The organism is Saccharopolyspora sp. NPDC045839 (assembly GCF_056431645.1).
Genome location: NZ_JBWKKH010000018.1, coordinates 17,646 through 29,518, shown reverse-complemented (window position 1 = coordinate 29,518; position 11,873 = coordinate 17,646). Strand labels below are relative to the sequence as shown.

The following is an 11,873-nucleotide window of genomic DNA, read 5'->3' as shown; positions in this document are numbered from 1 at the left end:
AACCGCCCCTTTTAGCTTACCTATCCCCTAACTCGGCACTCGCGCCAACTACACCGACTGCTCACCAACCGGAACCGGCCCCGGAATATCCTGGGGATGCAGCACACACAAATCATCCAACGTCGGATTCACCAAACCCCGCGTCCGACGAGCATGCCGCGCAATCGCCACATCCAGAACCTGGCGAGCATAACGGCCATTACCGAAAGAACTCCCCCGCTGCACCGCCGCGAAATGCGCCCGCAACGCCGCCACGGACGGCCCAGTGCATTCGTAACCGGACTCGGCTGCGTGCTGGTTGAAGATGGTGACCAACTCGTCGGCGGTGTAGTCGGCGAAGCGCACCCGGTGCGAGAACCGCGAGGACAGACCGGGGTTGGCGGCGATGAACCCGGCCATCTCCTGCTCGTATCCGGCGGCGATCACCACCACCTCGTCGCGGTGGTCCTCCATCAGCTTGACCAGCGTGTCGATCGCCTCCCGGCCGAAGTCCGGCCCACTGCCGCGGCTGCCACCGGAGGACAGCGTGTACGCCTCGTCGATGAACAGCACGCCGCCGCGGGCACGGTCGAACGCCTCGGTGGTCCGGCGCGCGGTGTGGCCGACGTACTCGCCGACCATGTCCGCCCGCGCGACCTCGATGACCTGCCCCTGCGCCAGCACGCCCATCGCGGACAGCAGCGATCCGTACAGCCGGGCAACGGTGGTCTTACCCGTGCCCGGAGGTCCGGCGAAGACCAGGTGCCTGCTCACCGGCGGCGACGGCAGCCCGGCCGCCTCCCGCTGCCGCGCGGACGCCAGCAGGTCGACCATCGCCGCGACCTCGGCCTTCACCTCGGCCAGCCCGACCAGGCTGCGCAGGGTGCCGAGCAGCTGCTCGACCCGTTCCTCGTCGATCTTGCCCGCGCCGGCCCCCACGGCGGCCCCGGGAAGCGGCCCAAGATCCTCCGGCAGCAGCCGGGTCAGCTGGGCGGCGGTCACCGACCGGTCGTCGCCGAGCCGGTAGGCCTGCCGTCCGACCATCTCCTCGAACACCTTGCGGGCGGTGCGGCCGTTGCCGAAGGAGCTGTCGCGCGGCAACGCCGTGAAATACCCGTGCAGCGCGGAACGGGTCTCGAACTCCAGCTGGTAGTGGTGGTTCTGGCACATCCCCTCGACGATGGTGACCAGTTCGGACGAGGAGTAGTCGGCGAAGTCGATGGTGCGGGTGAACCGGGAGGACAAGCCCGGGTTCGCGGCCAGGAACTGCCGCATGTCGTTGGTGTACCCGGCGACGATCACCACCACGTCGTCACGGTGGTCTTCCATCAGCTTGACCAGCGTGTCGATCGCCTCCCGGCCGAAGTCCGGGCCACCGCCGCCACCGCCCTGGGACAGGGTGTACGCCTCGTCGATGAACAGCACACCGCCGAGGGCCTTCTCGAAGACCTCCGCGGTCTTGAGCGCCGTGCCGCCGACCACGGCAGCCACCAGGTCAGGCCGGGCGCATTCGACCAGCTGCCCCTTCCGGATCACACCAAGGGCGGCCAGGATACGGCCGTAGAACCGCGCGACCGTCGTCTTACCGGTACCGGGGGAGCCGGTGAACACCAAGTGCTGCGACATCGGCGGCGACGGCAGACCGGCCGCGGCGCGACGCTCGGCCATCTGGTGCAACCGGACCAGCGTCTCCACCTCGCGCTTCACGCCGTCCAGACCGACCAGGTCGTCCAGTTCGGCCAGCAGCTTGTCGAGTTCGTCGGCGTGGCGGGGTTCTCCGGTGTCCTGCGGCTCGTCTGATTCACCGGGCTCACCGGACTTCTCCTGGACCACCGACAGGCGCGGCTCGCGCGACTCACCCGGCTCGCCGTTGTCGTCGAAGATGACGCTGGATCCTTCGAACCGGGTGTCCTGGTCACCGTTGCCGTCGATGCGGCACCGCCGGATCTCCACCGGCTCGTCGCTGAACACCGCGACACCGTCACGAACGTTGTCGCGGACGGTGCAGGAAATCATTCCGCCGCCGGACTGCCCGTGCCATTCCGCGCCGGAGCCGCACTCGCGGAGGATGCCACCGTCCACGGCAAGCGTGGCCTCGCCGCGTGCGGACAACGCCGGGCCCGTCGTCCGCCTCACCTGGCAATCCGACACCGTGGCTTCGGCCTGGCCGTCCGCGACGACCCCGCCGGCCGCGCCACCGGTGATGTCGCAGCCGGTGAGCTTCACGACGCCGTCGGCGCTTGCCGTCACCGCGTCGTGCCCGGCGTCGGTGAAGGTGCAGGCCGACAGGTGGGCCGTCGATCCGTCCAACACCTGCACCGAATGCCCGCCGGCCTTGGCGATCCCAACCCGCTCCAGCTCGACCGTGGCGTTCTGCATCGCCACCACGGCCTGCGCGTCGACGTCGCTGATCCGGCAGTCGCGCAGCACGGGCACCGATTCGGCTGCCGCGAGCAGCACCACACCTCGCACGTCGGAGATGTCGGAGTCGTTCATCTTCAGCTGGCTGTGCTGTTCGACGACGATCGCGTTGTCGGCGATCTTGTCGATCCGGCAGCGTTGCAGCGTGCTCCGGCCGTGGTCGGCCACCAGCAGTGCGCTGTTGGCATCGGTCACCACACAGTCCACCAACGTCGCCGAACCGCCGGTACGAGATACCACGGCCGTACTCGAAATGGACGCGAGCGTGCATGCGTTCAGCTCGGCGCGGGCGTTGTCGTACACCAGCAGGCCCGCGCCGCCCGAGTTGCGCAGCTCGCATTCACGGGCCTTCAGCTCCGTGCGGCTCCGCGCGGCGACGGCGACCTCGGATTCGGCGGCCAGCACACACTCGTCGAGCTCAAGGACTCCGGCCCGCAGATCCACCGCGATCTCCCCGTCGCGGTGCGCCAACTCAATGCCGGAAACCGCCGCGTGCTCGACATCGAGCCGCAGCACCGGATCGCCGGATGCCTCCACCCGCACCTGGCCGGGTGCTCCCGCACCGGAGATGGTGATGTCGCGATCCAGCACGATCGATTCCGCGTAGGTGCCGGGCCGCACCGAGATGACGTCGCCGTCCTTCGCCGCGGCGATCGCGTCGGTGATGGTGCGAAAGCACTCCGGCTCACTGGGCGAAACTCCCAGCATCGACCGCGTGCCGGTCATTCTGCTCGCCATAGCGGGCCCTCCTCGTTCTCCGGGTTCAGCACCGAGCACACGCGGTAGCGGTCCAGTGGGGTCATGCGGCTTGCTCGCCCGCTGGCCAACGCATGCGCGGCGAGCGCGGCGTCCGGCGCCAGCAGATGTCGGTCGAGGTAGTAGCGGGATGCGTCCGACCACACCCACACGCCGTCGGAGCGCAGGCCGGCGGGCACCGCACCGGCCGCCCCGGAGACCAGGTCGGTCATCCGCAGGTCGGTCTCCAGCACGATCTCGCCGCTGCTGAGGAAGTCCAGCAGCCGTTGCCGCTCGGTGGAGTCGACCACGAGCTCGTGCGCGGAATCGAACCACGGGCCCTCGTCGCCGGACGCGCCGTCGAACGTCCGCGCGACCTTCACCTCCGCCGGCGGCTCACGAGTCCAGAGCAGGACGGCCGAGCGCAGCGCGGTCTTGTGGTAGTCGGGCAGGTCGGTGCCCGCCGCGAACACCTCGACGCGCGGATCGCTCTGATGGCCGGCAACCCGTTGAACGGCCATGGTGACGGCCGACAGATTCGCACCGTCATCGGCCTGCACCAGGTAGACGCGGTCGACGCCGTCGCGCATCGTCGCCCAGCACGCCGCCGTGCCGTGCGCGGCCCGCACCGACGCCACGACGGCGCGGTCAGGCCCGTCCCAGGCCCCATCGGCATCCGGTGTGAACCGGTACTGCACCACGGGACGCCCTTCGAGCTGCGGCAGCAGCGCGCCGACCAGCTCGTTGAGCCGTTGCCGGTCGCCGCCGGCCAGCACCTCGCGGGCAACGGCCAGCCAGCCGTCCGGGGCGCGGCCTGCCAGCTCGAGGAGGCGTTCGTGCGGATCCAGATCGACGGTGAGCCGCGGCGATTCGTACTCGTCGGCCAGGTCGTCCATGCGGCGGATCATCCTTCCGGCTATGCGGCGTGCAACGGGCCGTACCACCGGTCCGACACCGGCTTGTCCAGCTCGGCGTCGGCGCGTTCCTTGGCCACGGCACGGAGTCGGGCAAGGATCTCCTCGCCGTCGCTACCGTCCTCGGCGAACAGGATCCGGCGGACCGAGCCGCCCTCCACACCCAGCACCTTGAGCCGGGTCTGACCTGGCAGCACCACATCGCCGGAGATGTCGACCTCGTCCGCACCGACGCTGCGCACCAGGCCGTCGAGACGACGGGCGGTGGAGACCCAGATCAGCGCCTCCGTCCCGCCGACCGACTGCGGCTGCGCCGCCGGAGCCGCCACCACCGGCTCGCGCAACCGCACCACCGCGCCCGGCGCCAGCACCGTGTCGTCGGGGATGCCCCGCACGACCACTGCACGCACCGTGGGGAGGCGGCGCAGGCCGCTGGTCAGGCACACGTGGAAATCGGTGTCGTAATCGCCGCCCGGCTCCTCACCGAACACCCGCACCACGGCCAGCTCCGCCAGCATCGCGGCCTCCTCGCCCCGGCCGGCCCGCAGTCCCGGTCGTTCGGACAGCAGCTTGGTGACCGCGCGGGTGGCCACGTCGTACTTCGAGCCGAGGCTGGTGCGGACGTTCTTCCGCTGCTCGGGGGTGCTGCGTGCGTCCGCGGGTACCTCGAGCGGTTCTCGCCGCGGTTGGCGCTGCACCTTCTCCTCGACCGGCTCCTCGACCGTCGCCTGAGCTGGCTCCTCGACCGGCTCCTGAGCTTCGGCCGGTTCCTGGGCTGGGGTCGGCGAGACCTTGGCTTCGGGTTCAGGCGGCGCGGCGACCGTCGCGGCCTGTGCGGCTGGCGGGTCGGCGGGCGGCGTGTCCCGTGGTGCCCGTCCGGCCTTGGCGACCAGCGGCGGGAGCGATGCAGGCGGGTCAGCGGGCGGTTGCGGGCGCCGCGGCTCGGCCGCGGTCTCGGTCCGCTGTGGCAGGTCCACTGTGGTCATCGGCCTGTCACTCGGCGGCTCCGACGGAGCCCTGACCCCGCGGTGGGCCGGTCCTGGTGGGACAAGAACCGACCCACCGGCGGGGATCTGGCCCGTTGTTGGCGGGCCAGACTCGACCGGCGGGGGTGTACCGGCCGAGGTCTTCGGGAGTACCGCAGGCTCCTGGCGGGACGAGTTGGTTGCTTCGGCCACTCCCGGGGTCGCCGGAAGCTGCTGCGGCGGGCGTGCCGCTTCCGGGGTCACCCGAAGCTGCTGCGGCGGCGTGGTCGCCGACACCGTGGCGGGCGCGACCGGCGTGGTGGGCTTGCTGGGCTCCGCAGGCACCGGGGCGCCGATCACACCGGGCGCTGCCGGGGGCCGGAAGTCCCCGACCGAACTGGCGACGATCGGCTCGGCCGGCAGCATCCGGCCGTCCGTCGTCACCACGATTCCCGCCACCGGCCGCTTGTCGCGCGGTGCCTCACGTACGGGGGGCGTAGCCACAGTGGGCGCCTGGGCCGCCTGGGGTGCCTGCGCGGGCTCGCCGCGCTCCGCGCCCGGTGCCGCACCGAGCCGGTTGACCGCCTCGGCGGCGTGCTGGGATGCGGGAACGACCCGCAGGTGCTCCCGGGCATCCTCCGGCAGGCCGTGGATCAGACCGTCCAGCGCCGACAGCACCTCCGCGGGCACCGCGCAGTCAGCAGCCACCACCAGGTCAGCGTGCGGCCCTGGCTCGGCCAGCCACTCCGGGCGCGGGGCCTGCGAGTCCGGGCGCACCAGCAGCCCGCGCGCCACGACGTCGACCCGCCACCCATCGGCCAGCCGATACGAACCAGGGGCAGCCAACGGCATCGCAGGGCCTGGCGCGACCCAACGGTCCAGCACCGGCCCACGCCCGGGCAGATACACACTTTCCACCGCGAACGGGCGCCACAACGGACGGCCCGATTCGTCAAGAAGCACCGGGCGCCCTTCAAGCGGAACACCATGCGCCGCGCGCACCGGCACGCCAAGTTCGTCAGCCACGGCACTGGCCACACCCCGGCCGCCGTACTCCGCCAGCACCGCGCGCTCACGCACCTCGTCCGGCAGCGTGCGCAACACCGCGGCCACAGCCGCCGGTGACGGAGCTTGCTCGCCGGGAGCGCCGATGACGACGTACATCCGATCGGGGTCCGGCGGTCGCGTGGACAGCTGGTCGTCGGGCCGCTCCGGGCTCCCCGGACCGCGAACCCACAGCCCGAGCGGAATCTGCGTGACGCCCTCCGGCAACGGCATGGCCAGCGGGCGTTGCCATTCCGGATTCGGCAGCCGTGGCCCGAGCGGGACACCCGGCCGCCCCGAACGGTAGGCGACCCACCCAGGGCCGGAGCCGGGCACGAACAGGCTCCCGTCCGCCAGGGTGCGCGGGACGCCGGCCGGCACGACGACCTCGACGCCGAGCCACTCCGACAATGTCCGTCCCGGCAATGGTGAGCCGTCCTCGGCCACCGACGACAGGCTCGGCGCGAGGATTCGCAAGTTGCGTGTGGTCGCCCCGGCGATGTCCGCCACCACCCACGGATCGAGCTGCGCCACCGCAGCCAGCGCCGACGCGCCGACCACCACCGTGGTGCGGCCACGTTCCTGCGGCAGTGCCTCAGCGAGAGCGACAGCTTCGTCGTCAGCTTTTGAACGGCTGACCACGAGAGCGTGCCGAATCCGCTCGACCTCGATCGGCGCGTCCACCGTGCCTCCCTTCACCGTCATGGACACGGCCACACACAGCGCCAGGGTTCACCGCCCGCGAACCCACTGCGGGCTTTGCCCGAATGAACCCCCGACCGCCTTCCCAACGTGCTCGTAGCGTGGTGTCGATCGCAGCGCTACTACCCGTCACGCACTCAGGAGGAGTCCCGCATGGCCGACAAGATCACGGTCGATCTGCACCCGATCTTCCGTAGCGACCGCGACATCGATCAGGCGGTGCGCAATGTGATCTTCCGGGCCGCACGCGAGCGGATCCCGATGGCCGAGATCATCGTCGGCAAAGGGAAGAAGACGCTGCAGAACCGGGTCGTGAAGATGCTAGGTGCGGCGCATCTCAAGCGCCTTTACCGTTCCGTGGAGGTCGATCCGAACAACGACGGCCGGGTGCTGGTGCACTTCTGACGCCGGCACCGGTGGACCACAGTTTCAATTGAAACTGTGGTCCACCGGTGCAGAGATCAGGCCTGGGGCCCGCTCCACCCAGTCGCACTGGCCTGCTGACCTTCGACATCGGCGACCGCGCCGGCACCGCCTGGACCACCCCAGTCGGGTTGCGTCGCTGGCTCGCCCGGGAACACGAGGTCAGACAGCGGTTCGACACGCTTCATCAGGGGTGTGCTCACTTCACCCACCCCGCAGGCGCCCGCGCCAGCGCAGTCTGGCCGGGACGAATCCGGACTCGACACCGACGGGCGCAAAGTTGGCAGACCATCGACCGGGTCCGACTCCATGCGATACCCAGCGACGACCTCGATCCCTCCGTCGACCGGTTTGATGTCGACCTGACCGATGACGCCGTTGACGCCAATGTCCCGGCGCACGTGCTCGACGAAGTTGCGCACGTGCCGCACATGCTCGCTGCCGTTGGCTCGTTCCCACTCCCGGATCAGCTGCTCATCCTGAGCTTTCCGCTGCTCCATCCGCTCGAACTCGCTCCAGCTGCCGGGCTCGGTCACGGAGTCCCTCCATGCCTTCTCGGTGCACGGACCTGTTTGCCAGCACACGTACGCCGAGCGGCATCCGGTTCAATCGTTCCGGGCGGGGGGCGTGAAAGTGCCGTTCACTCAGCCTGGAGCGACGTTCCGGCAGGTCAGGGGCCGTGAGTGTTTTGGGGTGCCATAGCGCCAAAACACTCACGGCTTTACACGCGGGCGACAGCGGAAAACCTATGCGGCGTAGGCGATTGCGTCGAATTCGTGGTTGGTGATGCCGTCCTGGAACGCCAGCAGTTCGGCTTCGGTGAACACCAGCTCGACGGCTGCCCAGCCGCGCCGGCGGAACACGTGCATGCCGTCCGCGTCGCGGCGGGTGATCTCCAGGCACAGCCCCTCGGTCCGACCCTCCCGAGCACCAGCTAAGAAGGCATCGAACTCCTCCGCGGAGAACACCAACCGGTGATCATCCGGCGCGCCGAACACCGTCTTGTCATCACGCAGCTCAACCCAACCATCCCGCCGGGCCACCCGTACACACGACTGATCGGGCTGGCTGCGGGTGGCCTTGCGGAACTCACCTTCAGCAAATAACGGCGGCATGGCGCTCATGCGGACTCCTTGATATTTGGATCTATTCCTTGAACTCGCGTGCGACCTGTGCAAAGAACTTGCGGGTCTCGGCAAAGTTCAGAGCGGCAGCACTCAGTCGCGCCCAAGCAGTGTCGTGCGCAGCGAGCGCCTTCTTGTCATCGATATATCGAATCTCGCCCACGCCTTCGACGTACGCCAGTTCCAGCGGTCCGGCCTGGCCCGGCGAAGGAACACGAAGCAGCACAAAGTGATTGCCGATCGGCGACTTGCGCCCAGGAGCAGACTCGTAGGGCATCACCTGGATCATGACATTCTCTCGATTCGAGAGCTTGATCATGTGGTCAAGCTGCTGGCGCATGACCTCACGCCCACCGCCCCACATCCGACGCAAGCAGGACTCGGAAAGCACGAACCGCAAGGACGGCGGCTTGGACTTGTCGAGGATGTCTTGTCGAGCAAGACGGGCGTTCACACGCTCGTCAAGCGTCAAGCCGTCGATCTCAGGCAGATCCGCATACATGGCCCGTACGTACGCTTCGCACTGCAGCAGGCCAGGGATGACTTCGACCTGGGACCAGCGAATCTGATCCGCGTGTTTCTCAAGATCAACCAGCAGGCGCACCTCCTCCCCGTAGGCGCGGTTGTGCCCTGCGCTCCAGAAGCCCCGCTTGTGGTTGTCGCGCCGCATTTCGCGCAACGCTTCCTGGTAGCCCTCGTCAGTGAAGCCGAGCTTCGACGCCAACAGCATCAAGTCACCAGGCGCGATGGCACCGGTGCCGCCGATGAGCGCGTTGATCCGACTCTGACTCGTCTCGATCAACTTGGCAGCTTCAGTCTGCGAGATGCCCGCAGTTTCGATCATGTGCGCGATCTCGCGTCCGAGCAGCAACTTCTTTGCCGTACGGATGGTTGCCATCGTGGCTGCCTCTCAGCAGGAGTCCGGGCCTGCGTGAGCTACCTCCCTTCGCGAAGGAGGGTATCGCCCAAGCACACCCGATCAGGCGGCTAGTCAAAGGTTGATTATCTGCTTATGGTTACCTCATGTCGATCTCCAGTTCAAGGTTACCCGCGCCTGACCTCAAAGACTCTCGCCGGTTGGAGGACCTCCCGTTGCCAGCCCCGATCACCCTGGATTACTCGCGCCGAGTGATGCAGAAGTTCGCTTTCACCAACGACCTTCAGCACCTCTGAAACCTGCCCGGGCCGTCCGTGCCCCCTCCCGACGGGACGGACCGGGCGTATAAGGCGGGCGGCGCTGCGTCGAGACCGAGCGGTGTTCCCCGACACCGCGCGCCCTCTCGGGCTCCGCGCGCCGCCCGCCCACCCCTACAACCCCCGAACACTGGAGTCTTCATGTCCCAGCCCGAGACACAGCAGCGCTACTTCTGGCTGCCAGTGCCGGACGAGTCCAGCGCCTACGGCCTCGTGCGACACGCTTTCGCCGGCACCCGCCTGGACGCCGGCACAGCCGACGAAGCGTTCTGCGGCAGCACCTTCGCCCTGGCCAACCCGTCCGAAATGGACTGGATTCACGCCAGGACATGCCCGGACTGCAACGCGCTGCTCAAAGAAATGAAGGGCTGGCCCCGGTGACCTCTCCCATGCGGTGGCCCGACGGCACCCCAGTCGACCCCGAACCCGACGACACCCCGACCACCGGCAACCACGCCTGGCGATTCACCGAGCCGCCCGTCTGGGCCCGAATCGACCACGAGCTCAAAGACCGAATCATCCAGCGCCTTCGCGCGCTCTAGAAACCCGGCCCGATGCCGCGCCCTCCCCTACTCGCGGCGGCATCGAGCCGCGCGGCCGGGCGGAGTGGACGTCCCCCCGACACACCGCCCGGCCGCAACCCCAACGACAAGAACTACACGTCCTGCGGGTTGGACACCCTCCGGCTCGATCACTACCTGGCCTGGTCTTGGTGCGTCCCCGTCACTCTCGCGCCCCGCGGGGGGCGACCAACAGAGGGTTCCCGTTCGCGCAACAAAGGGTTCCCGTTCGCGCCCGGAGAATCTTATACTCCCGCCGTGAACGTACCTGGCTACTTGGCACGACTCGGTCTCGAACATGAACCGCCGAGCCTGGCGGCGTTGCAGAGGTTGCAGGCTGCACACGTCGAACGGGTGCCCTATGAGATGCTGGATCTCCAGTTCGGACAGCCGCCCTCGCTGGATCCGTCGGCCTCGACAGCGCGAATACTGCAGGGCCGCGGTGGCGGCTGCTACCACCTCAATGGCGCCTTCTCCGCGCTGCTGCGCGAGCTCGGTTACCAGGTCACCCGCCATCTTGGCGGAGTGCAGCACAGCACGGAGGATCCGCCGAAAATCAGCCGGAATCACCTGGCGCTGACCATCACCGGCCTGCCGGAAGACCCCGAAGCGGCGTGGCTGGTGGACGCCGGGTTGGGAGACGGCTTCCATTTGCCGCTACTGCTGCGCGAAGGTTCGTATGACCAGGGCCGTTACACCTACCGGATCCGGCCGTCCGAGGTGGCACCGGGCGGCTGGCGGTTCGACCACGACCCGGCGGGTGCCTTTGTCGGTTTCGACGTTGCGCCCGGCGTCGCGAAGATGGCCGACTTCGCGGAAAAGTGGGTGTGGCTGTCGACAGCGCCGGAGTCGGGTTTTGTCCGCCTCTGCATGCTGATGCGCCGCGACGCGACAGGCGTCGACACTCTCAAAGCTTTGACCTTGAACCGCCACGGTGCCGAAGAAGTACTCGAATCCCCCGAAGCATGGTGGACGGCGGCAGGTGACGTGTTCGGGATCCAGAGGACCCTGTTCACCGGCGATGAGCGCGATCGACTGTGGCAGCGGCTCGTCGAGCAGCACGAGGGCCACGCAAGTGACGAAGTGATCAACGCCTAGTACCCGACGGTCAGGTACCAGTTCACGTCCTGGTGCTGCGGCTCCGGCACCGACTGCGGTCTTACGGATTGTGGTGGTCGGAGCCGCCTTCGTGGTCCTGGCCCGCTGCGCCGTCCGACGCGGTGTCCGGCCCGGGCAGATCCTGCGTCATCTTGGCGGGCCGCGAGTATTCGGCCAGCCGGTGCGTCTCCTTCCCGGGCAGGAACCGCAGGTGCTTCCGGGCCTGCTCCGGCAGTTCGACGCGGCGCTCCTCGTGCTGGTCGCCGGTGATGGTGGCCAGTTCGCGGTCGGTGACGGTCCGCACCAGCCCGGCGAGTTCCGGCCGCTGCGCGAGGTACCCCAGTGCGGCGGTCCAGATCACGTCCGGGGCCTCGTGCCGGTGCACGGCGTCGCCCACCAGGGTCAGGTGCAGGTCACCGTCGCGGTTGTGCAACTCCCGGACCAGGGTTTGCACGACCTTCTTGGTCAGTTCGACGGTCGCCACGCGATCCTGCAGCGAGATCGACGGCTGCGGGCGGGGGCGGGCGACCCACTGGCCGCCCGTGTTCATCGCCGGTCCGGTCATGGCTCCTCGGTCTTCGCCTCCATGCCCGAGTTCGTAGGCGAGTCTTGCGATGTTGATCGGGCCGGTGCGGGAGGTGACCGAGTAGCGGTGCGACCTCAGCTGCGGGTTGGTGACGAAGCTCGCGGCGCGGAGGAAGTCCGGCACCTTGT

The 11,873-nt window shown here is 68.7% G+C and carries 10 protein-coding genes; 3 read left to right on the top strand and 7 right to left on the bottom strand.

From position 1 onward, the window contains the following. Positions 1–48: 48 nt before the first annotated feature. From AC07EQ_RS24040 to AC07EQ_RS24030, 3 genes are read right to left on the bottom strand one after another with little or no spacing between them, the layout of a single operon-like run. Complete coding sequence (locus tag AC07EQ_RS24040) at positions 49–3,138, bottom strand: AAA family ATPase (RefSeq protein WP_478390150.1); 3,090 nt, start codon at positions 3,136–3,138, stop codon at positions 49–51. Next, complete coding sequence (locus tag AC07EQ_RS24035) at positions 3,123–4,031, bottom strand: hypothetical protein (protein WP_478390149.1); 909 nt, start codon at positions 4,029–4,031, stop codon at positions 3,123–3,125. Before AC07EQ_RS24035 ends, AC07EQ_RS24040 begins: the two co-directional genes overlap by 16 nt. 20 nt (positions 4,032–4,051) lie before the next feature. Further along, a complete protein-coding gene (locus tag AC07EQ_RS24030; protein WP_478390148.1) occupies positions 4,052–6,742 on the bottom strand; it encodes a hypothetical protein in 2,691 nt (896 codons plus the stop codon). A 171-nt stretch (positions 6,743–6,913) separates the two neighbouring features. Here AC07EQ_RS24030 and AC07EQ_RS24025 point away from each other — a divergent pair, with 171 nt between their 5' ends. Next, positions 6,914–7,165, top strand: a complete 252-nt coding sequence (locus AC07EQ_RS24025; protein ID WP_358582041.1) for a Smr/MutS family protein — start codon at positions 6,914–6,916, stop codon at positions 7,163–7,165. A gap of 56 nt (positions 7,166–7,221) precedes the next feature. On the opposite strand, the gene AC07EQ_RS24020 is transcribed toward AC07EQ_RS24025, so the two are convergent. The 3 genes from AC07EQ_RS24020 to AC07EQ_RS24010 form a co-directional block, all read right to left on the bottom strand. Further along, complete coding sequence (locus AC07EQ_RS24020) at positions 7,222–7,719, bottom strand: hypothetical protein (RefSeq protein WP_478390147.1); 498 nt, start codon at positions 7,717–7,719, stop codon at positions 7,222–7,224. Positions 7,720–7,929: 210 nt separating this feature from the next. Next, positions 7,930–8,307, bottom strand: a complete 378-nt coding sequence (locus AC07EQ_RS24015) for a DUF397 domain-containing protein (RefSeq protein WP_478390146.1) — start codon at positions 8,305–8,307, stop codon at positions 7,930–7,932. Positions 8,308–8,329: 22 nt separating this feature from the next. Beyond that, positions 8,330–9,205, bottom strand: a complete 876-nt coding sequence (locus AC07EQ_RS24010; RefSeq protein WP_478390145.1) for a Scr1 family TA system antitoxin-like transcriptional regulator — start codon at positions 9,203–9,205, stop codon at positions 8,330–8,332. 437 nt (positions 9,206–9,642) lie between these two features. Between AC07EQ_RS24010 and AC07EQ_RS24005 the strand changes: the two genes are divergently transcribed. Both AC07EQ_RS24005 and AC07EQ_RS24000 read left to right on the top strand, forming a co-directional pair. Further along, complete coding sequence (locus AC07EQ_RS24005) at positions 9,643–9,882, top strand: HC3 family zinc finger protein (RefSeq protein ID WP_478390144.1); 240 nt, start codon at positions 9,643–9,645, stop codon at positions 9,880–9,882. Between the two features lie 437 nt (positions 9,883–10,319). Further along, positions 10,320–11,159 carry an arylamine N-acetyltransferase family protein gene (locus AC07EQ_RS24000; protein WP_478390143.1) on the top strand — a complete coding sequence of 280 codons (840 nt, stop codon included), beginning with the start codon at positions 10,320–10,322 and terminating at the stop codon, positions 11,157–11,159. Positions 11,160–11,220: 61 nt separating this feature from the next. Here AC07EQ_RS24000 and AC07EQ_RS23995 read toward each other — a convergent pair whose 3' ends face one another. After that, positions 11,221–11,868, bottom strand: coding sequence for a hypothetical protein (locus tag AC07EQ_RS23995; RefSeq protein ID WP_478390142.1), 648 nt, complete (start codon positions 11,866–11,868; stop codon positions 11,221–11,223). Positions 11,869–11,873: the final 5 nt, after the last annotated feature.